This window comes from Stenotrophomonas sp. YJH_SMC_21, assembly GCF_059369555.1.
On record NZ_JCAFSU010000003.1, the window covers coordinates 280,969 to 305,549 of the forward strand.

Here is a 24,581-nt window from a genome sequence, read left to right on the forward strand (position 1 = left end):
CTGCCGTCCCCATGAATGCCATCGCCCAGCCTGTAGCCGCCCCGTCCACGCGTGATGCGCGTGATGCCCGCAACGACAAACTGTTCCGATGGGTGCTGGTCGGCACCGTCATCTTCGTCCTGATCGCCCTGGCCTGCGCCGCGCTGTCGATGCTGTGGGGCGGCCGCCATGCCCTGCAGATGCAGGGCCTGAGCTTCTTCTTCTCCGCCGACTGGAATCCGGTCGAAAACAAGTTCGGTGCGCTCGCCCCGATCTACGGCACCCTGGTCACCGCCGTCATCGCGATGGTCATCGCCGTGCCGGTCAGCTTCGGTATCGCCTTCTTCCTCACCGAAGTCGCGCCGCGCTGGCTGCGTGGCCCGGTCGGTACCGCCATCGAACTGCTGGCCGGCATTCCCTCGATCATCTACGGCATGTGGGGCCTGTTCGTGCTGGTGCCGGTGATGACCGAGTACGTCACCCCGTTCCTCAACGAGACCCTGGGCGAATGGCCGATCATCGGCCCGATGTTCCAGGGCCCGCCGCTGGGCATCGGCATGCTCACCGCCGGTTTCGTGCTGGCCATCATGGTCATTCCGTTCATCTCCTCGGTGATGCGCGAAGTGTTCCTGACCGTGCCGACCCGCCTGAAGGAGTCGGCGTACGCGCTGGGCTCCACCAAGTGGGAAGTGAGCTGGGACATCGTCCTGCCCTACACCCGCTCGGCAGTGATCGGCGGCATCTTCCTCGGCCTCGGCCGCGCCCTGGGCGAGACGATGGCGGTGGCCTTCGTGATCGGCAACAGCGTGCGCCTGTCGCCGTCGCTGCTGGAGCCGGGCACCACCATCGCCGCGCTGATCGCCAACGATTTCGGCGAAGCCACTGAAACCTACCGTTCGGCCCTGCTGCTGCTCGGCTTCGTCCTCTTCATCGTCACCTTCGTGGTGCTGGCCATCGCCCGCCTGATGCTGATGCGCCTGTCCCGCAAGGAGGGCAACTGATGTCCACCACCGCTGATTCGTTGTACCTGCGCCGCCGCATCGGCAACGTCGTTGCGATCACCGCCTCCTGCGCCACCGCGCTGTTCGGCCTGTTCTTCCTGGGCTGGATCCTGTTCACCCTGGCCTCGAAAGGCCTGGCCGGCATCAACTGGGACCTGTTCACCAAGATGACGCCGCCGCCGATGCAGGACGGTGGCCTCGCCAACGCCTTCTTCGGCAGTGCCGTGATGTGTGCGCTGGCGATCGGCATCGGCACGCCGCTGGGCGTGCTGGCCGGTACCTGGCTGGCCGAGTACGGCAACGCCCGCAAGGCCGGCACCGTGGTCCGCTTCGTCAATGACATCCTGCTGTCGGCACCGTCGATCGTGCTGGGCCTGTTCGTCTACACCCTGTACGTGATGCAGACCGGCGGCAACTTCTCGGCGTTCGCCGGTGCCCTGTCGCTGGCCTTCATCGTGCTGCCGGTGGTGGTGCGCACCACCGACGAGATGCTGCGGCTGGTGCCCTCGCAGATGCGCGAAGCGGCCCTGTCGCTGGGCATCCCGCAGTGGAAGGTGATCGTGCAGGTGCTGTACCGCAGCGCCTCGGCCGGCATCATCACCGGCATCCTGCTGGCGCTGGCCCGCATCTCCGGCGAGACCGCTCCGCTGCTGTTCACCGCTTTCGGCAACCAGTACTGGAACAACAACATCTTCCAGCCGATGGCCTCGGTGCCGGTGGTGATGAACCAGTTCGCCGGCAGCCCGTATGAATCCTGGCAGGTGCTGGCCTGGGCCGGTGCCCTGGTGCTGACTGTCTTCGTGTTGCTGGTCAGCCTTGCCGCCCGCGGCATCCTGCTGCGCAACCGTATCTCCCATGACTGACCTTTCCGTGGACAACGCCATGAACGACCTTTCCAACGCCGTGCCGATGCAGCGCATCGCCGTGCCGTCCTCGCACGAGAGCCTGCACACGCCGTCGCCGGTGAAGCTGGCTGCGCGTGGACTGGACTTCTACTACGACAAGTTCCACGCCCTGAAGGGCATCAACCTGGAGATTCCGGAAAAGCGCGTGACCGCGCTGATCGGTCCCTCCGGTTGCGGCAAGTCGACCCTGCTGCGCATCTTCAACCGCATCTACGCGCTGTACCCGAAGTTGGAAGCGCGCGGTGAAGTGCTGCTGGACGGCGAGAACATCCTGTCGCCGAAGTACCCGATGAACCGCCTGCGCAGCAAGGTCGGCATGGTGTTCCAGAAGCCGGTGCCGTTCCCGATGACCATCTTCGAGAACGTGGCCTACGGCATCCGCCACCACGAGAAACTGAGCAAGGCCGACATGGCCGACCGCGTCGAGCAGGCACTGCGCCAGGGCGCACTGTGGGACGAAGTGAAGGACAAGCTGGGGCAGAGCGCGCTGGGCCTGTCCGGTGGCCAGCAGCAGCGCCTGTGCATCGCCCGTGCCGTGGCGCTGCGCCCGTCGGTGCTGCTGCTGGACGAGCCGACCTCGGCGCTGGATCCGATCTCGACCAGCCGCATCGAGCAGCTGGTGGAGGAGCTCAAGCACGAGTACACCATCGTCATCGTCACCCACAACATGCAGCAGGCCGCGCGCGTTTCCGACTACACCGCCTTCATGTACCTGGGCGACCTGATCGAGCACGACCGCACCGAAGTGATCTTCTCGCAGCCGTCGCAGCGGCAGACCGAGGACTACATCACCGGTCGCTTCGGCTGATCGACGCTGATCCTTCGCCACATGTCCCAGGCACGGCCTGGCTCTACCCGGATTGCAGACCATGAACCTTCCCAACGACCACATCGTCAAGAGCTACGACGAAGAGCAGCAGCGCCTGGTGGCCGAAATCGTGCGCATGGGCGAGATGGCCGTCGCCCAGCTCGAAGCGTCGATGGACGTAATCGAGAAGCGCGACGAGAACGCCGCCCATCGCATCATCGCCAACGACGAAGCCATTGATGCGCTGGAGCAGCAGATCAGCCATGACGTGATGCGCCTGGCCCTGCGCGGCCCGATGGCGCGCGACCTGCGCGAGATCCTCGCCGGCCTGCGCATCCCGGCCGACATCGAGCGTATCGGCGACTACGCGGCCAACGTCGCCAAGCGTTCGATCGCGCTGGGCAAGGTGCCGCCGCTGCCGCAGATCCAGGGCCTGCGTGCGCTGGGCCGCCTGGCCGCGCAGCAGGTCCGTCGTGCCATTGCCGCCTACCGCGACAACGACGCCGACGCCGCACTGGAACTGCGCGAGGACGACGCTCGCCTGGACGCGCAGTACACCGCGCTGTTCCGCGAGCTGCTGACCTACATGATGGAAGACCCGCGCAACATCACCCCGTGCACGCACCTGCTGTTCATGGCCAAGAACCTGGAGCGCGTGGGCGACCACGCCACCAACATCGCCGAGAACGTGTGGTTCCTGGTGCACGGGGAGCAGCCGCTGCCGCCGCGCGAGAAGCGCGACGAGACCTCCAGCACCGGCCAGCCCTGACGCTGCACTGCAACACCGGAGTCGACTCCAAGGTGGCCGCTGTCCTGGTGACAGCGGCCTTCTTTTTTGGGGTGTTCCACCCGCGTTGTGGGCGCCGGGCTTGCCCGGTGCGAACCTTCCGGATGCTTCTGTAACAAACCTCACGAAAATTTGAGTTCTTGGCGAGGATTCGTTGAGTAGGATCGCTGCACCATCGTTTCCACCGGCATCCCTGCCGGCCATCCGGGCACCCGCCCACACCACCCAGGAGCACGACCGATGAGCAGTTCCAACAAGACCCTGTCCCTGCTGACTGCTACCGCCCTGGCCGCCGGCCTGGGCATGACCGCCAGTGCCTCGGCCCTGAGCATGAGCGACCTCGCCCAGGGCTACCTGGTTGCCGGACAGGCAGCCAAGGCCAGTACCGACGCCAAGGCCGCCGACACCAAGATGGCCGCTGACGCGACCAAGCATGCCGAAGGCAAGTGTGGCGCCGACGGCAAGACCGCCGAAGGCAAGTGCGGCGCCGACAAGGGCAAGGCTGCCGGCGCTGCGGCAGGCGCCAAGGCCACGTCCGGCGACAAGAAGGCGGCCGAAGGCAAGTGTGGCGAAGGCAAGTGCGGTGGCAAGCACTGACGTCCGCGCCAGCGTCGTCAGCCCGCGGTCGCCGCTTCGTGCGGCGGCCGCCGGGTTGGGGCTGCGCCGGGCGCTGTTGCAGGAGCTGCGTGATGCACCGGCGGGCGACTTCGATTTCCTCGAATGCGCGCCGGAGAACTGGATCCATGTCGGTGGTCCTGCCGGGGATGCACTGGCCGAGCTGGCACAGCGCCATCCGCTCAGCTGCCACGGCCTGTCCCTGTCGCTGGGCGGCAGTGCGCCGCTGGATACCCGGCTGCTGGAACAGGTCGGCCAGTTCCTGGAAAAGCACCGCGTGCCGCTGTACAGCGAGCACCTGAGCTACTGCAGCGACGACGGCCACCTGTACGACCTGCTGCCGATTCCATTTACCGACGAAGCGGTGCGCCATACCGCCGCACGCATCGCCCGTGTGCAGGACCTGCTGGGTCGCCGCATCGCAGTGGAGAACGTGTCCTACTACGTGGCGCCGGAGCCGGCGATGGACGAGCTGGCCTTCACCAACGCCGTGCTCGCCGAGGCCGACTGCGACCTGCTGCTGGACGTCAACAACGTCTACGTCAACGCCTGCAACCACGGCTACGACGCCGACACCTTCATTGCCGGGCTGCCCGCAGAACGCATCGTCTGCCTGCACGTGGCCGGGCACCTGGACGAGGCACCGGACCTGAAGATCGATACCCATGGCAGTGCGGTGATCGACCCGGTCTGGGCGCTGCTGGCACGCACCTATGCACGCATCGGCGCACGCCCCACCCTGCTTGAGCGCGATTTCAACTTCCCGCCCTACGCCGAACTGCAGGGCGAGCTGCAGACCATCCGCCGCCTGCAGGCGACGCACGCCGGGGGCGCACATGGCTGATGCTCCCGACACGCTGCGCGCGCAGCAGCACGCATTCACTGCCCATCTGCGTGATCCACAGGGCGTGCCGCCACCGGCCGGGCTGGAATCACGCCGGGTCGCGGTATACCAACGACTGCTGTTCAACAACCTGCTCGGTCTGTTGAGCAACGGCTTCCCGGTCTGCGTGCGCCTGCTCGGCGAACCGGCCTGGAGCGGACTGGTGCGCCAGTACTTCGCGACCCATCGCTGCCAGACACCGCTGTTCACCGAACTGGCCGCCGAATTCGTGCAGTGGCTGCAGGCTCAGCCACAGCTGCCGCATCCGGCGTTGGCCGAACTGGCCCACTACGAATGGGTGGAAACCGCGCTGTACCAGCTGGATGCCGAACCGCTGCCGGCGCAGGACGACACCGACCCGGTTCGGGTGCCGCTGCAGCGCTCGCCGCTGGCATGGCCGCTGCTGTATCAGTGGCCGGTGCACCGGCTCGGCGCTGAGGACGCACCGACCGAGCCGCCGGCCGAGCCGACTGGCCTTCTGGTGCGCCGCGATGCCGACGGCGAGGTGCGATTCGCCACGCTCAGCCCTCTGGCGGTGTTCCTGCTGTCCAGCATCGGCGAACAGCCTGGGCTGGAAGGACAAACCTACCTGCAGCAGCTGGCCAGTGGACACGGGCTGGCCGAGGATGCGCTGGCCGAACCCGGTGCCGCGCTGCTGCGGCAGTTCCTGCAGGCCGGCGTGATCGGCCCGCTCACAGCCCCTCCCTGACACACCTCATTCGCGGAGACCCCCTGATGAACCTTCCGACCCTGGCCACCGCGCGTGGCCAGCTGGACCGTCTCGCCCCCTGGTTGGCCCCGCTCGGCCTGCGCCTGCTGCTGGCCTGGGAGTACTTCGAATCCGGCCGCGAGAAACTGCACGGCCAGAACTGGTTCGCCGACCTGCAGGATGCCTTTCCGTTCCCGTTCGATCAGCTGCCGAGCACGCTGAACTGGCAGCTGGCGACCTGGTTCGAACTGGTCGGCGCGGCCTGCCTGCTGTTGGGTTTCGGTACGCGTTTCGCCGCCGCCAGCCTGCTGGTATTGACCGTGGTGGCCACCTACGCCGTGCACTGGCCGATGCAATGGGACTCGCTGGGCGACCTCGCGATGGGCTATGCGATCACTGACCAGGGCTTCGGCAACTTCAAGCTGCCGGTGCTCTTTATGGCGATGCTGCTGCCACTGATCTTCAGCGGCGCCGGTAGGCTGAGCGTGGATGCGTGGTTGGCACGGTGGCAGCCATCGGGCACGCCTGCGCGGCCAGCAGTCCGGTAGATGCCGACCCTGGTCGGCGCGCATCGTGCCAACCCAGGTTGGCACCTACCGGAATCCTGGGCGCGCGGTGCACCGGTAGGTGTCGACCTTGGTCGACACGCTCCTGCGCAGGGAGCCCGTGCGTCACAGGCTGGCCGGGCGCTCGAGGCCGCTCTGCTAGAATTCACGCATGAATGACCCCACTCCCGCACCTGCCGCCGCCTCCGATTCCGCAATCCCCCAGGCGCAGCGCGCGATGTCACAACGCTTCCGCGGCTTCCTGCCGGTGGTGGTGGACGTGGAAACCGGCGGCTTCGACAGCCAGCGCAACGCCCTGCTGGAAATCGCCGCGGTGCCGATCGAGATGGACGAGAACGGCCTGCTCTACCCCGGCCAGACCGCCAGTGCCCATGTGGTGCCGGCCGAGGGCCTGGAGATCGACCCGAAGTCGCTGGAAGTGACCGGCATCATCCTCGACCACCCGTTCCGGCTGGCCAAGGAAGAGAAGGCCGCACTGGACCACATCTTCACCCCGGTACGCGCGGCGATGAAGAAGTACGGCTGCCAGCGCGCGATCCTGGTCGGCCACAACGCCCATTTCGACCTGGGCTTCGTCAACGCCGCCGTGGCCCGGACCGGCCACAAGCGCAATCCGTTCCATCCGTTCAGCGTGTTCGACACCGTCACCCTGGCCGGCATCGCCTACGGGCAGACGGTGCTGGCGCGTGCAGCCACGGCCGCCGGGTTGGGCTGGGATGCGAACGAAGCACACAGCGCGGTGTATGACACCGAACAGACCGCACGATTGTTCTGCACCATCGCCAACGCCTGGCCGCGGTAAGACAGCCAGCGGCGGAGCCCCTCGTGGCGTGAAGCAAATCAGCGGTCGGGCCGGACAAGGTGGGTTCGCGGGGGACGCCGTGAACCCGCCCCTGGGGGCTTAGCCGCACTTCTCTGGTGGGTGCCGACCGTTGGTCGGCACCGCCGGTTGGTACGACAACACCAGTAGATCCACGCCATGCGTGGATGCGATCAACCAATACTCGTACGATCGCGGCCGTCGCTCTTGGCGCGGTACAGCGCGCGGTCGGCGCGCTGGTACAGCAGCGCCGGGGTGCGGTCATCGGCATCCAGTTCCACCAGGCCTGCGCTGAAGGTCACGCGCAGGCCCGCTACACCGGCCCAGTCGGGGTGGTCATGGAACAGGCCGCGCAGGCGCGCGCACAGCTGCGCGGCTTCTTCCAGGCGGGTGTCGTTGAGCAGCAGCGCGAACTCCTCGCCACCGGTACGCGCGGGCAGGTCCGAGTCACGGCAGGCCGCGGCGATCAGCCTGGCCACCTGCACCAGCACCGCATCGCCGATGCTGTGGCTGTGGCGGTCGTTGACGTCCTTGAAGTGGTCGATGTCCAGCACCACCAGGCACAGCGGGTGGCCGCTGCGCTGTGAACGGGCGAAGTCGCGCGCCAGCGTTTCATCGAAGGCACGGCGATTGGCCAGCCCGGTCAGCGCATCCTCGCGCGCCTGCCGCTCAAAGGCCTCGGCCTGCCGTGCAAGGCGCTCGGCCAGCTCGGTCTTTTCCTGGTTCAGCGCCTGCAGGTGCACGGTCTTGGCCTGCAGGTCGAAGGTTGCCTCGTCCACGCGCCGTGCCAGGCGCAGGTTGCTGGCCTTCAGCTGCTGCAGCAGCAGGCGGTACAGCACCACCAGCCCAGCCAGCAGCAACAACCCGCCCAGCAGCTGCACGCTGCGGCGTTGCCACCAGAACGGCTCCACCGTGAAGCTCCACACGGCTTCCTGCTGGCCCCAGGCCCCGCCTGGATGCGCCGCCGACACGTGCAGGGTGTAGTCACCCGGAGGCAGGCCGACGAACTCGACGCTGCGCTGCGGGCCGCGCTCGACCCAGCCGGTGTCCAGGCCATCCAGCCGCGTGCGATAGCGGATCCGGTCCGACATCAGGTAACTCAGGCCCACATAGCTCACCGCCAGACGTCGGCCGCCGGGAATGTAGTTGCGATCCGGGCCCTCCCAATGCACGGGTGCGCCATCCACCTGCACGCTCTCGATCGCTGCCGGCGGTGATGGGCGCTCGCGGAAGCGCTGCAGGCGTTGCGGGTCGACGGTGCTCAGGCCTCCGGCGGTGACCACCCAGAAGGTGCCGTCCTGGCGCAGGATGGCCGATGGCCCGGAGCTGCCGTTGGCCTGCGCGTTGGCCATGCCGTCGATCTCGTTGTAGCGCTCCACCACCACTCGTGGTGCGCGGCCATCTGCCACGGCATTGAGGGTCGCCATGTCGGTGCGCAGCACGCCGCGGTTGCTGCTGATCCACACGTTGCCAAGACGATCCGGCACCAGCTGGAACACCGCATCCACCGGCATGCCCTGCTCCAGGCCGACGCGCGCCAGCTTTCCGTCGAGCCAACGGTACAGGCCGCGGTCGCTGCTGATCCACATCGCGTCGCCCAGCTGGTGGAAACCGAACACACTGCGGCCCCCGCCCATCGGTGCCAGGTCGATCGACTGGACGTGGTCGCCACGCAGCACGCGGATGCCCTCGATGGTGCCGATCCACAGGTTGCCCTGGTGGTCATGCTCGAGTGCGGTGATGAGGCCACCGGGCATGCCCGGGGCAGTCGACACCTGCACTCGGTCGCCGTCGATGCGTACCACGCCCTTCTGCGTACCCGCCCAGACCCTGCCCTGCGGATCGACACTGATCGCGCGGATGTTGCCACCCGGCATGCCGTCGGCTGCCGCATAGTTGTGGCGGAGACTGCCATCGCGGTCCAGCCGGTAAACGCCGTCGCCGAACGTACCGACCCACAGGTCGCCGTCCGGCCCCTGCGCCAGACTCAATACCGATGGCGCCTTGCCGCCGCGGTTGTGCAGGGGAACCGCGCGGAAGCGGCCATCGGGTGTCTGCAGGTCGAGACCACTGGCACTACCGACCCACAACTGGCGGTCGCGGTCCTCCAGCACCGTGCGCACATAGTCGCCACTGAGGCCATCGCGCTCGGTGTAGCTGCTGAACAGTGTTTCGCGCAGGCGGTACAGGCCACCGTTGGCCCCCACCCAGATGCTGCCTTCGGCATCCTCGCGCAGGCTGACCACGCGCCCGCCCGGCAGGTTCAGGCCGGCCGGCAATCGTTCCAGGCCATGCGCCGAGATCCGCAGCAGGCCCTGGTTCTCGGTTCCCAGCCACAGGTCGCCGTGCCGGTCCTGCAGCATCGAGGTCATGTGCAGCTGTCCCGGCAGCCGGTGCACCAGCACCAGCTGATCGTCCTCCACGCGGTACAGGCGCTCGCCAGCGACGATCCACAGCGCGCCATCAGGAGCCCGGTACGGCCAGGACAGGCCGGTGCCGGCACCCAGGCCCCACGCCGCGGGCGCGCGCTTGAGCACGCCGTCGTTGTCGCGCAGCACCAGCCCGTCAAGCGTGCCAACCCAGACCCGGTCCTGCGCATCGACCACCAGCTTGGTGAAGCTCATCGCCATCGGCAGGTCGGCCGCCGGCGCCTGGTAGACGATGCCCTTGTCCGGCGTGAGATAGCCGATGCCCTTGCCTTCGTACAGCAGCCACAGGCGCCCCTGGCTGTCCATCTGCATGGACTGGATCAGCACCTGCGGGGTGTCGGCCTGATGCTCCCAGACCCGCCACTGGCCGTCGTTGCCACGATGGCTGACGTTACCGCGCGAATCACTGATCCACAGCCCTCCCTGCCGATCGACCAGCAGTGCGCCGATGCCGTTGTCGCGCAGCCCCGGGCGGGTGCTGCGGTCGAACACGGTGAAATCCAGGCCGTTGTAGCGGACCAGGCCTTCCCAGGTGGCAAACCACAGGTGCCCCTCGGGAGTCTGCGCGATATCGCGCAGCGAGTTGTGCGGCAGGCCATTGCGCGAGGTCCACACGTCGATGGCGTAGTCGCGCAGCGGCGGCGCGCCCTCCTGCGCGGCCAGCGGCAACGCCAGCACCAGCAACAGCCAGAGCAGACCGCGCTGCAGTGCCTGCCTGGCCTTCGAAACGCGGCGCTCCACCCAGCACCCGTTGTCCCCTGACCTGCCCATCAGCTCGGCGGCAGTGGCCGGTAGCGGCTGCAGGGCATGACAGCAAGCGGGAACGACCGGGCAACGCGGAACGGCGTGCCGTCAGGAACGGGCTGACTCATCGGGGAGAAACTGGGGAGATGCGCAGATGATAGGCCAAACCCTGGCCCCGGCGTCATCGCGTGCGTCCGGCGGGGCTCAGCCGGGCCGGCCAGGCGGCACCACCTGCGCACTGGCCGGCCACTGCACCACCGCCTCCAGACCGCCCTCGGCACGGTTGCGCAGCCACAGCCGCGCGCCATCCTTCTCGGCCAGGGCGCGCGCGATGGTCAGGCCCAGCCCGGCGCCGCCGGTTTCCCGCGAACGCGAGGTTTCCACCCGCACGAACGGGTCGAACACGGCCTCCAGCTGGTCTTCCGCCAGGCCCGGGCCATCGTCGGACACCATCGCCGTGATCGTGCCGCCGCTGCGTTCCACCCGCACGCGCACGCGGTGGGCATACATCACGGCGTTATCCACCAGGTTGGAGAACAGCCGGTGCATGGCCAGCGGGCGCAACATCAGCACCGCACCGGTGCCGCCCTCGAAGACCACGTCGGCACCACCCTCTGCGGCGTCTTCCACGATGCTTTCCAGCAGCGAATCCAGATCCAGCGCGGCGCGCTGCTCGGCGCTCTCGGCACTGCGGGCCAGCTCCAGGCCTTCGCGCACCAGTGCCTGCATCGCCGCCAGATCGCCGATCAGGCGCTCGCGCAGCACCTCGTCGCTGACGTTCTCCAGGCGCAGGCGCAGGCGGGTCAACGGGGTCTGCAGGTCATGGGTGATCGCCGCCAGCATCTGCGTGCGTTCGGCCAGGTGCCGCTGCAGGCGGTGCTGCATGGCATTGAAGGCCTCGGCGGCGCGCTGCACCTCGCGCGGCCCGCGCAACGGCAGTGGATCGCGCTGCAGATCGTCGCCGAGATCCTCCGCGGCCGCCGCCAGCTCCTGCAGCGGCGCACTGGCCATGCGCGCAACGATATAGGCCAGCACGGCAATCGCCAGCACCAGCAGGGTCAGGAACCACGGGTCCACGGCCAGAATGCCGTTGTGGGCCACTGCTGGCGAATCCAGCGCCAGCTTCAGCAGCGTACCGTCGTTGAGCGTCACATCAACCGCGCGGCACTTGGGCGGAATGAAGGCCGGATCGCGCTCACGCGGATGCCGTCGGTGCCCCGGCGGCGGTGGCGGCAGCAGATCCTGCAGCTTGGGAATGCAGGAACGGAACGAGGTGAAATGCACATGCGCGCGCGACACCGGGCCGGGCCGGTCATCCAGGACTTCCATCAGTGCGGTATCCGCCCGCCCCAGGCGCGCGCCGGGCTGCAGCGCACGCACGCTGGGCCCACCGATCTCAAGCAGTCGCTCGCGCAGTTCGGGATTGCCATCGAGCAGGTTGACGTAGCCCTGCAGGCGGTCGGCGATGCGGTTCAGGTTCTGCCGCTCGAACTCCTGCTGGCGTTTGGAGGTGGCCAGCATGGTCGCGCCGATCGCAGCCACGCTCATGCCCAACAGCAGGATGACGAACAACCGCCCGACCATCGAGGACAGGAAATGGCGCAGGCGCTTCATGACGGCTTATTCCAGGTTCACCGAGGAGGCCAGCACGTAGCCTTCGTTGCGCACGGTCTTGATCAAGCCATCCGGCCCACCGTCATCGCCCAGCTTGTTGCGCAGGCGGCTGACCTGCAGGTCGATCGCGCGATCCTGCGCCTCGTAGTTGCGGCCGCTGCTGAGCGCGACCAGCTGTTCGCGCGACAGCACCTTGTTGGCATGGGCGATGAACACTCGCAGCAGGCGGAACTCGGCACCGGACAGCACCACCACGCGGTCGTCCGGATCGACCAGGTGGCGATGCTCCAGGTCGAACACCCAGCGCGAGAAACGCGCACGGCGCACCGCCAGCGGCTCCAGGTTGGCCGGCAGCGCCTCGGTCCGGCGCAGCACGTTGCGGATGCGCGCCAGCAGCTCGCGCGGTTCGAACGGCTTGGCCAGGTAGTCGTCGGCGCCCATTTCCAGGCCGAGCACGCGGTCGATCGGCTCGGCGCGCGCGGTCAGCATGATCACCGGGGTGTTCGAGCGCGCCCGCAGGTCGCGGCACAGGGTCAGGCCATCCTCGCGCGGCAGGTTGAGGTCGAGCACGATCAGGTCCACGTGCTCGCGGTCCAGCAGCTGGCGCATGGCGGTGCCGTCTGCGGCCGTGCTCACCTGGTAGCCGGCACGGCCGAGCTGCTCGGCCAGCAGGGTGCGGATGTCGTTGTCGTCGTCGACGATCAGCAGTCGATGCATCGTGTTTTCAGTCTCCATGTCGCGATCATCCCGTGTCGGCAGCTGAACCGCATCCGGGGCAATGCGTACCAGTGTATCCAGCCATGAGCGGGATACCTGTGGTTACGCGTATTCACCGACAGTGTTACATAGAGACATACCCCGAGGATTGAGCCGCCTGTCGCCCGGTCTTCACAATGCCCACCAACGCCGCCGCCGCGGCCCCGAGAGTGAAGCCACGACGTGACGTTCCGCCTGTTGCCCGCGACCCGCCGTGGTCGCTTGATACTGATCGCCCTGCTCGCCCTCATCGTGGCCGTCGCCGCCTGGTGGCTGCTGCGCAAACCCGCCGCCCCGGCGGTGGCGACCACGCCGGTCAGCCGCGGCGACATCGAGCAGACCGTGGAAGCCACCGGCGTGATCGACGCCTACAAGCTGGTCAGCGTCGGCGCGCAGGCCTCGGGCCAGATCAAGTCGCTGAAGGTACAGCTGGGCGATACCGTGAAGGAAGGCGACCTGATCGCCGAGATCGATGCCACCACCCAGCAGAACCAGGTGCTCAACGCGCAGGCTTCGCTGGACCAGGTCACCGCCCAGCGCGCCGTGCAGCAGGCCACCCTGCGCCAGGCCGAACTGGAGTTCGCACGCCAGCAGCAGATGCTGGCGGCCGAGGCCACCTCGCGCCAGGAATACGATGCCGCCGAAGCACAGCTGAAAACTGCCCGCGCCCAGCTGCAGTCCTACGAGGCGCAGATCAAGGGCCGCCAGACCGAGCTGGGCACCGCCCGCGCCAACCTGGCCTACACCCGCATCACCGCGCCGATGGATGGCACCGTGGTGGCGGTGGTGGCCGAGGAAGGCCGCACCGTGAACGCCAACCAGACCGCGCCCACCATCGTGATGCTGGCGCGGCTGGACGTGGTCACGGTCAACGCCGAGATCTCCGAGGCCGACGTGGTCAAGATCAAGGCCGGCATGCCGGTGTACTTCACCACCCTGGGTGACCCCGACCGCAAGTACCACGCCACGCTGCGCCAGATCAATCCGGCGCCGGCCTCGATCGCCAACGAGAACTCGTCCAGCTCCAGCAGTTCGTCCAGCTCCAGTTCCAGCAGCGCGGTCTACTACAACGCGCTGTTCGACGTGGAAAACCCGGACGGCACCCTGCGCATCGACATGACCGCGCAGGTCTCGGTACTGCTCAAGCAGGCCAAGGACGTGCTGATGGTGCCGGCGGTGGCGCTGGGACCGAAGCGCCGCGGCGACGAGCGCATGGTGAGGGTGCTGGACGACAAGGGCCAGCCGCAACCGCGCAAGGTCACCGTGGGCATCAACAACGGCGCCTCGGCCGAAATCCTGTCCGGGCTGAAGGAAGGCGAACGCGTGGTGGTGGGCGAAGCCGGTGCGGCCGGTGCCAGCGCCGGCGGCGGCAACCGCGGCGGCATGCAGATGCGGGTCGGCGGCCCGGGCATGGGTCCGCGCCGATGAGCACGAAGGCGCCGCTGCTGCGCCTGCGCGACCTGCGGCGCGAATTCCCGGCAGGCGATGATGTGATCGCCGTCCTGCGCGACGTCAACCTGGATATCCACGCCGGCGAGATGGTGGCGATCGTCGGCCAGTCCGGCTCGGGCAAGTCGACGCTGATGAACATCCTCGGCTGCCTCGATCGCCCTACCCGCGGCAGCTACCAGGTGGCCGGCCGCGAAACCGGCAGGATGGCGCCGGATGAACTGGCCGAACTGCGCCGCGAGCATTTCGGCTTCATCTTCCAGCGCTACCACCTGCTGGGCGACCTGGATGCGCGCGGCAACGTGGAGGTACCGGCCGTGTATGCCGGCAGCCCGGGCGCAGTGCGCAACGCGCGCGCCGAGCAGCTGCTGCAGCGGCTGGGCCTGGGCGACCGCATGCACCACAAGCCGGGCCAGCTGTCCGGTGGCCAGCAGCAGCGCGTGTCGATCGCACGTGCGCTGATGAACGGCGGCGAGGTGATCCTGGCCGACGAACCGACCGGCGCGCTCGACACGAAATCCGGCGAGGAAGTGATGGCGATCCTCGGCGAGCTGCACGCCGAAGGCCACACCATCATCATCGTCACCCACGACATGAGCGTGGCCGAACACGCGCAGCGCATCATCGAAATCCGCGATGGCGAGATCATCGCCGACCGCACCAATCCGAACGCACCGACCTACCGCGCGCAGCGCGAGGCCAGCACCGGCGTGGCCCGCGGCAACAGCTGGCGGGCGGCCCGTGACCGCTTCACCGAAGCGTTCCGCATGGCCCTGCTGGCGATGAACGCACATCGGCTGCGCACCTTCCTGACCATGCTCGGCATCATCATCGGCATCGCCTCGGTGGTCTCGGTGGTGGCGCTGGGCAATGGCTCGCAGCAGCAGATCCTGCAGAACATCAGCGCGCTCGGCACCAACACCATCGACGTCTATCCCGGCCGTGGTTTCGGTGACATGCGCTCAGCGCGGGTACAGACGCTCAAGGCCAGCGATGCCGATGCACTGGCAAAGCAGAGCTACGTGGACAGCGCCACCCCCAGCGTGTCGACCTCGGTCACCGCGCGTTACCGCAACCAGTCCTCCACCGCCCAGGTCAGTGGCGTCGGCGAGCAGTTCTTCCGGGTCAAGGGCGTGACCCTGCTCAGCGGCAGCTTCTTCGATACCGATGCGGTGAAGGGCCTCGGCCAGGTGGCGGTGATCGACGAGAACACCCAGACCCAGTTCTTCCCCGATGTCGATCCGGTCGGCCAGGTGATCCTGCTCGGCAACGTACCGGCACGCGTGGTCGGCGTGGCCAAGCGCCAGAGCTTCGGCTTTGGTGGCAGCACCAGCCTCAGCGTGTGGGTGCCCTACACCACGGTGATGTCGCGCATGCTCGGCCAGAGCCACGTTTCCAGCATCACCGTGCGCGTGGACGACGACACGCCGATGGATGCGGCGCAGGAAGCGATCACCCGCCTGCTGACCCTGCGCCACGGCACCGAGGACTTCTTCCTCAGCAACAGCGCCGAGATCCGCCAGACCATCGAGCAGACCACGCGCACGATGACCCTGCTGATCGGCGCCATCGCCGCCATCGCGCTGCTGGTCGGCGGCATCGGCGTGATGAACATCATGCTGGTCTCGGTGACCGAGCGCACCCGCGAAATCGGCGTGCGCATGGCGGTGGGGGCACGGCAGAGTGACATCCGCCAGCAGTTCCTGATCGAAGCGGTGCTGGTGTGCCTGCTCGGTGGTCTGCTCGGCATCGGCCTGGCCCTGCTGCTGGGCTCGATGATCGGCCGCTTCGCCAGTGACTTCCAGGTGCTGTTCTCCACCGCCTCGATCATTGCCGCGTTCGCCTGCTCGACCCTGATCGGCGTGGCATTCGGCTTCCTGCCCGCGCGCAACGCCGCGCAGCTGGACCCGGTGGAGGCCCTGGCCCGCGAATGAAGATGATGACCCGACTGCCCTTCCCTGCTCCCTCGCGCCTGCTGCTGGTGGGCGCTGTTCTGCTTGCCCTCTCAGGCTGTGCCTCGGTGGGCCGCTACCCGGTGCAGGCCCCCGACGTGGCGGCCAGCTACGGCCGTGGCGATGCCACCCTCAACGCACCGGCCAACGACCCGCGCAGCAGCCTGGATACACCGGGCCGCGACATCCGCCAGGACAGCTGGTGGACGGGCTTCGGCGATGAACGACTGAACCGCCTGGTGGCGCAGGCGCTGGCCGCCAACAGCGATCTGGCCGCCGCTGGCCTGGCCGTGCAGCGGTCGCGCCTGCAGGCCGGCCTGGCCAGCAATGCGCTGTGGCCGCAGCCTTCGTCGTCCGGCGTCAGCGGCAATGCCAGCCGCGCCACCGATCAGGCCGACGACTGGCGCCGCAGCTATTCCACCGGCGTCTCGCTGGGCTGGGAGGTCGATCTGTGGGGCCGTCTGCGCACCCAGCGCGACATCGCCCGCTGGGAAGCCGAGGCCAGCGAGGAAGACCGGCAGAACACCGCGCTGCTGGTGATCGGCGACACCATCACCCAGTACTGGAACTTGGCCTATCTCAACCAGTCCATCGCCACCGGCCAGGCCAACCTGGAGCGGCTGGAGCGCACCCGCGACCTGGTGCAGGCCCGCTTCGATGCTGGTGCGGTATCGCGCCTGGAAGTGCGCCAGGCGCTGCAGAACCTGCAGTCGCAGCGCTCCTCGCAGAGCGCGCTGGAACAGCAGCGGGTGGAGGTGCGCAATGCACTGACCGTGCTGCTGGACGGCACGCCCTGGCCGCAGCAGGACGAACCGCAGGACCTGTTGGGCGCACGCAGCCCCGGGATCAACGAAGGCCTGCCGGCCGAGCTGCTCGGCCGCCGTCCCGACCTGCGCGCGGCCGAACTTCGCCTGCGCAACAGCCTGAAGACCATCAAGGTGACCGCTACCCAGTACTACCCGGCGCTGAGCCTGACCGGCAGCCTCGGCTCCAGTGCAACGTCGCTGGGTGACGTGCTGCGCAACCCGGTGGCCACGCTGGGCGCCGGCCTGTCGCTGCCGTTCCTCAACCTGCAGCGCGCACAGCTGGATACCGACATCGCCGGCACCAGCTATCAGATCGCCGCGACCAATTTCCGCAAGACGCTGTACACCGCGCTGTCGGAAGTGGACAACGCGCTGTCGGCACGAGAGCAGCTGGCGCGCCAGGTGGCGGCCTCGCAGGCGTCGTACGACGAAGCAGTGGAAGTGGAGCGCGCGCAGGAAGTGCGCTACCGCGTAGGTGCCACCGACCTGCGCACCTGGCTGGAAGCGCAGCAGACCCGGCGTGATGCCGAGCTGTCGCTGGCGCGCGTGCGCCAGGGCCAGCTGAACAACGACGTCACCCTGTTCAAGGCACTGGGCGGCAGCGCGGGGTGAGGCGGCAAGGGCGCCAACCCGGGTTGGCGACTACCCGGTGGGTGTCGACCTTGGTCGACACGGCAACGACCCGGTAGGTGTCGACCTTGGCCGACACGGCAACGGCCCGGTAGGTGTCGACCTTGGTCGACACGGCACATGGAAAAGAGATCCGACCCCGAAATCAACCGCGCTGGCGCACGGCCTCGAACAGGCTGACGCCCGCGGCGACGGAAACATTCAGGCTCTCGATCTCGCCCGGCATCGGGATCTTGACCAGGCCATCGCAGTTCTCGCGGGTCAGGCGGCGCAGGCCATCGGCCTCGCCACCCAGCACCAGGGCAATGTTGCCCTTCAGGTCCAGCTGGTAGAGCGAAGCGGTGGCTTCGCCGGCCAGGCCGTAGATCCACACGCCCTGCTTCTGCAGGTCCTTCAGGCAGCGCGACAGGTTGGTCACCGCCACCACCGGGATCAGATCGGCGGCACCGGCCGAAGTCTTGCGCACGGTCGCGTTCACCGTGGCCGACTTGTCCTTGGGGATGATCACGGCAGTGGCGCCTGCGGCAGCCGCCGAGCGCAGGCAAGCGCCAAGGTTGTGCGGGTCCTGCACTTCGTCCAGCACCAGCAGCAGGGCCTTGCCCTCGGCTGCGGTGACCAGGCCCTCCAGCTCGTTCTCGCTGTAAGTGCGGGCGGCGGCATAGCGCGCGGCCACGCCCTGGTGGCGTACCGAACCGCCGACACCGTCCAGCGCCTGGCTGTTCACCTTGCGCACGTCGATGCCCTTGCGGCGGGCGTTTTCCTCGATCTCGGTCAGGCGCGGGTTCTTCGCACCGGCCTCGACCAGCACTTCGCGGACGTTCTCGGCGTCGTTCTCGATGGAGGAGGCGACGGCGTTGACGCCGACGATCCACTGGCTGTTCTTGCTCATGCGGGCGGGGACCGGAAAGGGGGTGGCTATGGTAGAGCATCGGCGGGCCGGGCGCTGCGGCGGGGCCCCTGTTGAGCCGAGCCTGCGCTCGCTGCCGGGCTGAGGCCGCGGCGACCTGCCAGCCGAGCCTGGGCTCGGCGCTACAGGGGCGTTACCGGCTGCGCGGCGGCCAGTGCGGCGTGTCGTGGTCCGGGTGCTGATGGGACACGATGGTGGCCAGGAACTCCAGCGCCGCGATGTCTTCCTCGGTACGACGGGCCGGCAGGCTGGCCAGCGTATCGACGAACGGCAGCTTGCGCTCGACCCCGTACTGGATCGTCGGCGGCAGGCGCTCGGGTTCGTCAAAGGCGCCGGCCGCCACCGCCACGCCGTCCGGCGCCTCGTAGCTCAGCGGCGTACCGCAGTCGGCACAGAAGCCCCGGCGCACCACGTTGGAGGACTGGAAATAGCGCGGCTGGCCACGGGTCCAGCTGAACTGCACGCCACGCACCGACACCAGCGGTGCGTAGTAGGCACCGAAGGCCTTCTGGCACATCCGGCAATGACAGATCGAACTGTCGGTCAGCGCGCCACGCACCTGGAAGCGGATCGCGCCGCACTGGCAGCCGCCACTGTATTCGGGTTGGCCTTGCATGCGATGTCTCCTGGTGGTGCCGGCCGCTGGCCGGCAACCCGTCGGTGCCGAGGGTGCCATGGATGCCGGCCAGCGGCCGGCACTACCACGGTCATCAGTATTTCTCTTTCTTCCGCTTGGCCGGCTTGCCACGCTCCGGCAGCGGCGGCAGGCCATCGCCTTCGTCCTCGCCCTTGTGTTCGACCAGGCGGAAGTCGATCTTGCGCTCTTCCATGCTGGCCTTCAGTACCAGGATCCGCACGCGGTCACCCAGCCGGTAGCTGCTGCCGCGGCGCTCGCCGGTCAGCGTCTTGCGCGTGGCGTCGAACTTGTAATAGTCCTGCGGCAGCTGGGTCACGTGCACCAGGCCCTGCACCTTCGACTCATCCAGCTCCACGAACAGGCCGAAGCTGGTCACGCCGCTGATCACGCCATCGAACTGGCCACCCACGTGCTTTTCCATCCACGCCGCGCGGTAACGTTCGTCGACCTCGCGCTCGGCTTCATCGGCACGGCGCTCGCGCTCGGAGCACTGCAGCGCCAGCGCGGCCATTTCGCGCGCGTTGTAGGTGAACTTGTCCAGCGGCTTGCCGGACAGCGCGTGCTTGATCGCGCGGTGCACCAGCAGGTCGGGGTAACGGCGGATCGGCGAGGTGAAGTGCGCGTACGCCTCCAGCGCCAGGCCGAAGTGACCGTGGTTTTCCGGGCTGTAGATCGCCAGGCTCTGGCTGCGCAGCAGCACCGATTCCAGCAGCGTGGCATCGGGGCGGTCGCGGATCTTCTTCAGCAGCTTGGTGTAATCGCCCGGGCGCACCTTCGACCATGGCGGCAGGCTCAGCTTGAACTCCTTGAGGAATTCCAGCAGGTCGGCGTACTTGGTTTCCGGCGGCTTTTCGTGGATGCGGTACGGGGCCGGCACATGGCGCGACAGCAGGTACTTCGCCGCCTCCACATTGGCCGCGATCATGCATTCCTCGATCAGCTTGTGCGCGTCATTGCGCACCAGCATGCCGGCCTGGGTCACTTCACCTCGGTTGTCCAGCACGAAGCGCACTTCGCTGCTTTCGAACTCGATGGCGCCACGCTTGGCACGCGCCTTGGACAGGACCTTGTACAGCTGGTGCAGGCGCTGCACCTGCGGCAGCAGGTCGCCCATCCAGGCTTTGGTATCGGCATCGTCCTCACCCACCGCCTTCCACACCTGGGTGTAGGTCAGGCGCGCATGCGAGTTCATCACCGCTTCGTAGAAGCGCGAATGCGTGACCAGGCCGTCGCGGTCGATCTGCATGTCGCAGACGAAGCACATGCGGTCGACCTTCGGCATCAGCGAACAGATGCCGTTGGAGAGCGTCTCCGGCAGCATCGGCACTACGAAGCCCGGGAAGTACACCGAGGTGGCACGCTTCTGCGCCTCTTCGTCCAGTGGCGTGCCGGGCCGGACGTAGTTGGAGACATCGGCAATCGCCACCACCAGCCGGAAGCCATCGGCGTTCGGCTCGCAGTACACCGCGTCGTCGAAGTCCTTGGCATCTTCACCGTCGATGGTGACCAGCGGCATGCTGCGCAGGTCCACGCGGTCGCCGATCATCGCCGGCTCGACCACCAGCGGCACCGAGGCGGCTTCGTCCAGCACTTCCTGCGGGAACTCGAACGGCAGTTCATGGCCGTGGATGGCGGTCTCCACCACCAGCGAGGCGGTCAGCTTGTCGCCGAGCACGGCGATGATGCGGCCGATCGGCGGGCGACGGCTGTCCGGCGCCTGGGTCAGTTCGCAGACCACCAGCTGGCCGTCGCGCGCACCACCGGTCTGGTCCGGCGGCACCTGCACGTTGCGCTGCACGCGCTTGTCGTCGGGCACCACATAGTTGATGCCCATCTCGATGCTGAAGCGACCGATCAGGCGGGTCATGCCGCGCTCCAGCACGCGGGCGATGCTGCCTTCGCGGCGGCCACGGTGGTCGATGCCGGTCACGCGGGCCAGCACCTTGTCGCCGTGCATGACCTTGCGCATTTCATACGGCGGCAGGAACAGGTCGTCGCCGCCCTCGACCGGGCGCAGGAAGCCGAACCCCTCCGGGTTGGCGATCACCACGCCGGTGACCAGGTTCAGGGTCTGGATAGGGGCGAAGCCGCCGCGGCGGTTCTGCACCAGCTGGCCGTCGCGGACCATGGCGCCGAGCCGGCGCGACAGTGCTTCGGCACGGTCCGGGGCGGTCAGGCCCAGGCGTGCGCCCAGTTCCTCTGCCGTCTGCGGCCCTTCGCAACGCTCCAGCAGGGCCAGGATGGCTTCGCGGCTGGCGATGGGCTGTTCGTACTTCTCTGCTTCGCGGGCGGCATAGGGATCGTCGATCACCTTGCCGGTCGGCGGCAACTTGCGGCCCGGGGCCGGGCCCGGTGCGTCGCTGCTGCGGACCTTGCGGCCACGCGGCGGTGCGCCGCCTTCATTCAATTCAGGGAACCAGCCCGGCAACGGCTTGCCCGGCTTGGTGGCGCGGGCCGTGCCCGCCTTGGCGCCCTTCTTCGGGGCCTGGCCGCGGGAGGTGCTCCCGCCCTTGCTTGGTTTTTTGGTAGTCATCGCCCTACATGGTAGCCGTTGACGGCGTGCAGAACGGGTCAGTGGCCGTCCTGAAGGCCTTGCGTGAAAAATATTCAGGAAGTCGTTGACAGCCTGCGGATTCATCTTCACAATTGCGCCTCTGGAACGCCCAGGTGGCGGAATTGGTAGACGCACTAGTTTCAGGTACTAGCGGGTAAAACCGTGGAGGTTCGAGTCCTCTCCTGGGCACCAACGAAAAAACTCCTCGCTTCGGCGGGGATTTTTTTTGCCTGCAATCCAGCAACGGGGCCGAATTCCTTTCCGAAGGAAAGCGCTCCGACCCCAAGCGAGTGAGATGGGGTCAGAGCCCGCTCCGCAGGCGAAACGACGTCCGACACCGGATCCAGAAAAAGTGTTGACACCCCCGTAACAACACCCCATAATCTCGCTCCTCGACGCCCAGGTGGCGGAATTGGTAGACGCACTAGTTTCAGGTACTAGCGGGTAAAACCGTGGAGGTTCGAGTCCTCTCCTGGGCACCACGTCGAGAATGAGAAAAACCCGCGAGAGCGGGTTTTTTCATGCCCGGCATCAGAGCAGCGGCCGCAGCACCAGTTCCAGCCCGAGCAGCAGCAGGAAACCCAGGAAGCAGCCCCGGAACACCCGCGCACTGATGCGCTGCCGGATCACCTGCCCCAGCCACATGCCCAGCAATGCCGGCAGCACCGCCAGCGCACTCAGCCCCAGCTGCTGGATGCCGAATGCGCCATGCAGCACCAGGCCGGCGGTCAGCGAAATCGTTGACACCGTGAACGCCAGCCCCAACGCCTGCACCAGCTCCTCGCGCTGCAACCCCAGCGACTGCAGGTACGGCACCGCCGGCATCACGAACACGCCGGTGGCGCCGGTCACCACGCCCGACAACGCCCCCACCAGCGGCCCCAGCCAACGCTCGCGCCGCTGCTGCACGCGGAACACCGGCGCAAGCAACGCATAGGCGGCATAGACCACCAATGCCACGCCCAGCGCAACGCGCGACCAGGTGCGATCGACCCGCACCAGCAGCGCGGCCGAGCCCAGCGTCACCATCACCACCGCCAGCATCATCGGCCACAGCCGCCGAACGATGTGGCCCAGCGACGGCCCCGACAACAGCTGCCACGCATTGGTGACGAAGGTGGGAATGAACAGCATCGACGCCGCCGCCACCGGCGACAGCGTACTGCCGAGCAGCCCCATCGCCACCGTCGGCAACCCCATCCCAGTCACACCCTTGACCACACCGGCCAGCACGAACACCACCACCAGCAACAGATAGAAGTACGTCGATTCATTCATGCCGTCATTGGATCGGGCCGTAGCCAGGCGCACAATGCGGTCTTCCCGGCCTCGCCTTCGGCTGATCCGAAGGCGCAGCCGTTGCGATGAGGGCATCACATGCGGATGGATATCGCCGACCTGCGCCTGTTCCTGGCGATTGCCGAGGCGGGCAGCATCACGGCCGGCGCAGCGCAGGCAAACCTGGCACTGGCGTCGGCCAGCGAACGCCTGCGCACGATCGAAGCCGATGCCGGCACCGCGTTGTTGAACCGGCATCCGCGCGGTGTCAGCCTGACCGAAGCCGGTGCCGCCCTCGCCCACCATGCACGCCTGATCCTGCAGCAGCAGGCACAGCTGCGCGGTGAACTGCAGGCGTTTGCACACGGTGCGCGCGGCACCCTGCATCTGTATGCCAACACCGCAGCGCTGACCAACTACCTGCCCTCGCGGCTCGCGCCATGGCTGGCCGAACGCCCGCGCCTGCACGTGGAACTGCTGGAGCGCACCAGCCCTGAAGTCGTGCGTGCGATCAGTGCTGGCCAGGCCGAGGCCGGCATCATCAGCGATGCCGTCGACGCTGCCGGCCTGCAGCAGCATGTGGTCGCCGAAGATCCGCTGGTGATGCTGCTGCCCGCAGACCATCGCTTCGCATCGCGGCGCAGCGTGGCCTTCGCCGATGTTGCCGGCGAGACCTTCGTTGCCCTGGCCGATGGCAATGCACTGCAGACCTACATCGAAGACCAGGCGCACGACATCGGTCGCCGGCTGGACGTGCGCATCCGCATGAAGACCTTCGACGGCGTTTGCATCATGGTCGGCCACGGCATTGGTGTCGGTATCGTGCCGCGTACCATTGCGCGCCAGCATCGACGCAGTACGCATACCATTGCGGTGCCGCTTGCAGATGCGTGGGCACAACGCCGCCTGTGCGCCTGTTTCGCCGAGTGGCCGCAGCTGTCACCGGCGATGCGCAGCCTGCTGCATCACCTGGGCGTGCAGCCTCAGAAAAAAGTGTGAAATGTTGTTGACACACTCTCTGCCGTCCCGCACAATTCATCTCCTGAGTCGCCCAGGTGGCGGAATTGGTAGACGCACTAGTTTCAGGTACTAGCGGGTAAAACCGTGGAGGTTCGAGTCCTCTCCTGGGCACCACGACTCAAGATGATCAAACCCGCGAAAGCGGGTTTTTTCGTTTCCGGGGTTTGGCGATCCTGGCATCGCAACCGCCACTCGGACTGTCGTATCTCGCACCACCCAGGCGTCGCCTGCTGGTGCATACCTCCTCCCGGCGCGTCGTCACCAGACCTTGAACGGCCCCCTTTTGGGGCGCACTTCACGTTCCCCGTTCAATTCGTACTTTTCCTAGTCGAGATCCACCCGATTCCTTTTCGGCGGGAGGCAGATTTACGGGAGCCGGTTGCAGGTCTATCGCCACGACCTGACCAGCGCCCCCTTCCCCAAAAGGATGCCTCCATGCAGCGCAATATCATCTGCCCTCACTGCCACACCGGCTCGAATCACGGCGTACGCGTATGCGTGGGATGCCAGGCCGAGGTCCACTACGGCGCATCGAAGGAGGCCGTAATGCTGGTCTTTGTCGCCGCCATCATCTGCGGCGCCCTGGTCGGCAGCCGATTGCAGGCCACTGCCGGCTGGCTCACGTGTGGCGCCGTACTTGTGGCGGGCATGTGGGCCATTTCCCGATTGTTCCGTGATCGGTTGGTGTTCAAGCGCGTCTATCGCACGCGCTGAACCTGCGCCGCTGCACCA

21 protein-coding genes and 3 tRNA genes are annotated in these 24,581 nt (G+C 67.4%); 17 read left to right on the plus strand and 7 right to left on the minus strand.

Features of this window, described 5'->3' with window-relative positions:
- The first annotated feature begins 11 nt into the window (after positions 1-11).
- From pstC to rnt, 9 genes are all read left to right on the plus strand, one after another.
- Positions 12-980: a phosphate ABC transporter permease subunit PstC gene (gene pstC, locus AC5P67_RS06895; protein ID WP_005412771.1), complete on the plus strand. Its 969-nt coding sequence runs from the start codon at positions 12-14 to the stop codon at positions 978-980.
- Positions 980-1,843 carry a phosphate ABC transporter permease PstA gene (gene pstA / locus AC5P67_RS06900; protein ID WP_005408789.1) on the plus strand — a complete coding sequence of 288 codons (864 nt, stop codon included), beginning with the start codon at positions 980-982 and terminating at the stop codon, positions 1,841-1,843. The genes pstC and pstA overlap by 1 nt, the downstream gene beginning before the upstream one ends.
- Positions 1,844-1,862: 19 nt before the next feature.
- Complete coding sequence (pstB, locus tag AC5P67_RS06905; RefSeq protein WP_005408788.1) at positions 1,863-2,693, plus strand: phosphate ABC transporter ATP-binding protein PstB; 831 nt, start codon at positions 1,863-1,865, stop codon at positions 2,691-2,693.
- Positions 2,694-2,754: 61 nt separating this feature from the next.
- Positions 2,755-3,462 (plus strand): phosphate signaling complex protein PhoU, encoded by a 708-nt coding sequence (phoU, locus tag AC5P67_RS06910; RefSeq protein ID WP_005408787.1) that lies wholly within the window; start codon positions 2,755-2,757, stop codon positions 3,460-3,462.
- 258 nt (positions 3,463-3,720) lie between these two features.
- The gene (locus AC5P67_RS06915; protein ID WP_005408786.1) at positions 3,721-4,077 is read left to right on the plus strand and encodes an HvfA family oxazolone/thioamide-modified RiPP metallophore; all 357 of its coding nucleotides are present in this window, start codon (positions 3,721-3,723) and stop codon (positions 4,075-4,077) included.
- Complete coding sequence (locus tag AC5P67_RS06920) at positions 4,064-4,939, plus strand: HvfB family MNIO-type RiPP peptide maturase (protein WP_005408785.1); 876 nt, start codon at positions 4,064-4,066, stop codon at positions 4,937-4,939. Before AC5P67_RS06915 ends, AC5P67_RS06920 begins: the two co-directional genes overlap by 14 nt.
- The gene (locus AC5P67_RS06925) at positions 4,932-5,687 is read left to right on the plus strand and encodes an HvfC family RiPP maturation protein (RefSeq protein ID WP_005408784.1); all 756 of its coding nucleotides are present in this window, start codon (positions 4,932-4,934) and stop codon (positions 5,685-5,687) included. Before AC5P67_RS06920 ends, AC5P67_RS06925 begins: the two co-directional genes overlap by 8 nt.
- Before the next feature lie 26 nt (positions 5,688-5,713).
- The gene (locus tag AC5P67_RS06930) at positions 5,714-6,235 is read left to right on the plus strand and encodes an HvfX family Cu-binding RiPP maturation protein (RefSeq protein ID WP_005408783.1); all 522 of its coding nucleotides are present in this window, start codon (positions 5,714-5,716) and stop codon (positions 6,233-6,235) included.
- Between the two features lie 169 nt (positions 6,236-6,404).
- Positions 6,405-7,055, plus strand: coding sequence for a ribonuclease T (gene rnt / locus AC5P67_RS06935; protein WP_032965690.1), 651 nt, complete (start codon positions 6,405-6,407; stop codon positions 7,053-7,055).
- A gap of 191 nt (positions 7,056-7,246) precedes the next feature.
- On the opposite strand, the gene AC5P67_RS06940 is transcribed toward rnt, so the two are convergent.
- The 3 genes from AC5P67_RS06940 to AC5P67_RS06950 form a co-directional block, all read right to left on the minus strand.
- Positions 7,247-10,273, minus strand: a complete 3,027-nt coding sequence (locus AC5P67_RS06940; protein WP_076739123.1) for a ligand-binding sensor domain-containing diguanylate cyclase — start codon at positions 10,271-10,273, stop codon at positions 7,247-7,249.
- Between the two features lie 177 nt (positions 10,274-10,450).
- A complete protein-coding gene (locus tag AC5P67_RS06945) occupies positions 10,451-11,860 on the minus strand; it encodes an ATP-binding protein (RefSeq protein WP_005408780.1) in 1,410 nt (469 codons plus the stop codon).
- A gap of 6 nt (positions 11,861-11,866) precedes the next feature.
- Positions 11,867-12,595: a response regulator gene (locus AC5P67_RS06950; protein ID WP_005408779.1), complete on the minus strand. Its 729-nt coding sequence runs from the start codon at positions 12,593-12,595 to the stop codon at positions 11,867-11,869.
- Between the two features lie 204 nt (positions 12,596-12,799).
- On the opposite strand from AC5P67_RS06950, the gene AC5P67_RS06955 reads away from it, so the two are divergent.
- Genes AC5P67_RS06955 through AC5P67_RS06965 form a run of 3 tightly spaced genes read left to right on the plus strand, consistent with a single transcriptional unit; the run spans position 12,800 to position 17,435 of the window.
- Positions 12,800-14,044 (plus strand): efflux RND transporter periplasmic adaptor subunit, encoded by a 1,245-nt coding sequence (locus AC5P67_RS06955; protein ID WP_005408778.1) that lies wholly within the window; start codon positions 12,800-12,802, stop codon positions 14,042-14,044.
- A complete protein-coding gene (locus tag AC5P67_RS06960) occupies positions 14,041-15,999 on the plus strand; it encodes a MacB family efflux pump subunit (RefSeq protein WP_495214419.1) in 1,959 nt (652 codons plus the stop codon). Before AC5P67_RS06955 ends, AC5P67_RS06960 begins: the two co-directional genes overlap by 4 nt.
- Positions 15,996-17,435: an efflux transporter outer membrane subunit gene (locus AC5P67_RS06965; RefSeq protein WP_495214420.1), complete on the plus strand. Its 1,440-nt coding sequence runs from the start codon at positions 15,996-15,998 to the stop codon at positions 17,433-17,435. The genes AC5P67_RS06960 and AC5P67_RS06965 overlap by 4 nt, the downstream gene beginning before the upstream one ends.
- 163 nt (positions 17,436-17,598) lie before the next feature.
- Here AC5P67_RS06965 and rlmB read toward each other — a convergent pair whose 3' ends face one another.
- The 3 genes from rlmB to rnr form a co-directional block, all read right to left on the minus strand.
- On the minus strand, positions 17,599-18,342 hold the full coding sequence (gene rlmB, locus AC5P67_RS06970; protein ID WP_005408775.1) for a 23S rRNA (guanosine(2251)-2'-O)-methyltransferase RlmB: 744 nt from the start codon (positions 18,340-18,342) through the stop codon (positions 17,599-17,601).
- A gap of 151 nt (positions 18,343-18,493) precedes the next feature.
- Complete coding sequence (locus AC5P67_RS06975) at positions 18,494-18,976, minus strand: GFA family protein (RefSeq protein WP_005408774.1); 483 nt, start codon at positions 18,974-18,976, stop codon at positions 18,494-18,496.
- Between the two features lie 94 nt (positions 18,977-19,070).
- A complete protein-coding gene (rnr, locus tag AC5P67_RS06980; RefSeq protein ID WP_060380821.1) occupies positions 19,071-21,530 on the minus strand; it encodes a ribonuclease R in 2,460 nt (819 codons plus the stop codon).
- Between the two features lie 128 nt (positions 21,531-21,658).
- On the opposite strand from rnr, the gene AC5P67_RS06985 reads away from it, so the two are divergent.
- Together AC5P67_RS06985 and AC5P67_RS06990 are read left to right on the plus strand one after the other, a co-directional pair.
- Positions 21,659-21,743: transfer RNA gene (locus AC5P67_RS06985), tRNA-Leu, on the plus strand.
- A gap of 205 nt (positions 21,744-21,948) precedes the next feature.
- Positions 21,949-22,033 (plus strand) — tRNA-Leu (locus AC5P67_RS06990).
- 49 nt (positions 22,034-22,082) lie between these two features.
- On the opposite strand, the gene AC5P67_RS06995 is transcribed toward AC5P67_RS06990, so the two are convergent.
- On the minus strand, positions 22,083-22,829 hold the full coding sequence (locus AC5P67_RS06995; RefSeq protein WP_049395410.1) for a sulfite exporter TauE/SafE family protein: 747 nt from the start codon (positions 22,827-22,829) through the stop codon (positions 22,083-22,085).
- Positions 22,830-22,928: 99 nt separating this feature from the next.
- Here AC5P67_RS06995 and AC5P67_RS07000 point away from each other — a divergent pair, with 99 nt between their 5' ends.
- The 3 genes from AC5P67_RS07000 to AC5P67_RS07010 all read left to right on the plus strand — a co-directional run bounded on the left by AC5P67_RS07000 (position 22,929) and on the right by AC5P67_RS07010 (position 24,563).
- Positions 22,929-23,828: a LysR family transcriptional regulator gene (locus AC5P67_RS07000; protein WP_060380514.1), complete on the plus strand. Its 900-nt coding sequence runs from the start codon at positions 22,929-22,931 to the stop codon at positions 23,826-23,828.
- Positions 23,829-23,878: 50 nt separating this feature from the next.
- Positions 23,879-23,963 (plus strand) — tRNA-Leu (locus tag AC5P67_RS07005).
- Positions 23,964-24,284: 321 nt separating this feature from the next.
- Complete coding sequence (locus tag AC5P67_RS07010; protein WP_060380684.1) at positions 24,285-24,563, plus strand: hypothetical protein; 279 nt, start codon at positions 24,285-24,287, stop codon at positions 24,561-24,563.
- Positions 24,564-24,581: the final 18 nt, after the last annotated feature.

Bases quoted from the DNA above. Each gene is read 5' to 3' on its own strand.
- AC5P67_RS06995 (WP_049395410.1), bottom strand. From the start codon at position 22,829: ATGAATGAATCGACGTACTTCTATCTGTTGCTGGTGGTGGTGTTCGTG.
- AC5P67_RS07000 (WP_060380514.1), top strand. From the start codon at position 22,929: ATGCGGATGGATATCGCCGACCTGCGCCTGTTCCTGGCGATTGCCGAG.
- AC5P67_RS06950 (WP_005408779.1), bottom strand. From the start codon at position 12,595: ATGGAGACTGAAAACACGATGCATCGACTGCTGATCGTCGACGACGAC.
- pstC (WP_005412771.1), top strand. From the start codon at position 12: ATGAATGCCATCGCCCAGCCTGTAGCCGCCCCGTCCACGCGTGATGCG.
- phoU (WP_005408787.1), top strand. From the start codon at position 2,755: ATGAACCTTCCCAACGACCACATCGTCAAGAGCTACGACGAAGAGCAG.
- pstA (WP_005408789.1), top strand. From the start codon at position 980: ATGTCCACCACCGCTGATTCGTTGTACCTGCGCCGCCGCATCGGCAAC.
- AC5P67_RS06925 (WP_005408784.1), top strand. From the start codon at position 4,932: ATGGCTGATGCTCCCGACACGCTGCGCGCGCAGCAGCACGCATTCACT.
- rnt (WP_032965690.1), top strand. From the start codon at position 6,405: ATGAATGACCCCACTCCCGCACCTGCCGCCGCCTCCGATTCCGCAATC.
- AC5P67_RS06915 (WP_005408786.1), top strand. From the start codon at position 3,721: ATGAGCAGTTCCAACAAGACCCTGTCCCTGCTGACTGCTACCGCCCTG.
- AC5P67_RS06975 (WP_005408774.1), bottom strand. From the start codon at position 18,976: ATGCAAGGCCAACCCGAATACAGTGGCGGCTGCCAGTGCGGCGCGATC.
- pstB (WP_005408788.1), top strand. From the start codon at position 1,863: ATGAACGACCTTTCCAACGCCGTGCCGATGCAGCGCATCGCCGTGCCG.
- AC5P67_RS06930 (WP_005408783.1), top strand. From the start codon at position 5,714: ATGAACCTTCCGACCCTGGCCACCGCGCGTGGCCAGCTGGACCGTCTC.
- rlmB (WP_005408775.1), bottom strand. From the start codon at position 18,342: ATGAGCAAGAACAGCCAGTGGATCGTCGGCGTCAACGCCGTCGCCTCC.
- AC5P67_RS06965 (WP_495214420.1), top strand. From the start codon at position 15,996: ATGAAGATGATGACCCGACTGCCCTTCCCTGCTCCCTCGCGCCTGCTG.
- AC5P67_RS07010 (WP_060380684.1), top strand. From the start codon at position 24,285: ATGCAGCGCAATATCATCTGCCCTCACTGCCACACCGGCTCGAATCAC.
- AC5P67_RS06940 (WP_076739123.1), bottom strand. From the start codon at position 10,273: ATGGGCAGGTCAGGGGACAACGGGTGCTGGGTGGAGCGCCGCGTTTCG.
- AC5P67_RS06945 (WP_005408780.1), bottom strand. From the start codon at position 11,860: ATGAAGCGCCTGCGCCATTTCCTGTCCTCGATGGTCGGGCGGTTGTTC.
- AC5P67_RS06960 (WP_495214419.1), top strand. From the start codon at position 14,041: ATGAGCACGAAGGCGCCGCTGCTGCGCCTGCGCGACCTGCGGCGCGAA.
- rnr (WP_060380821.1), bottom strand. From the start codon at position 21,530: ATGACTACCAAAAAACCAAGCAAGGGCGGGAGCACCTCCCGCGGCCAG.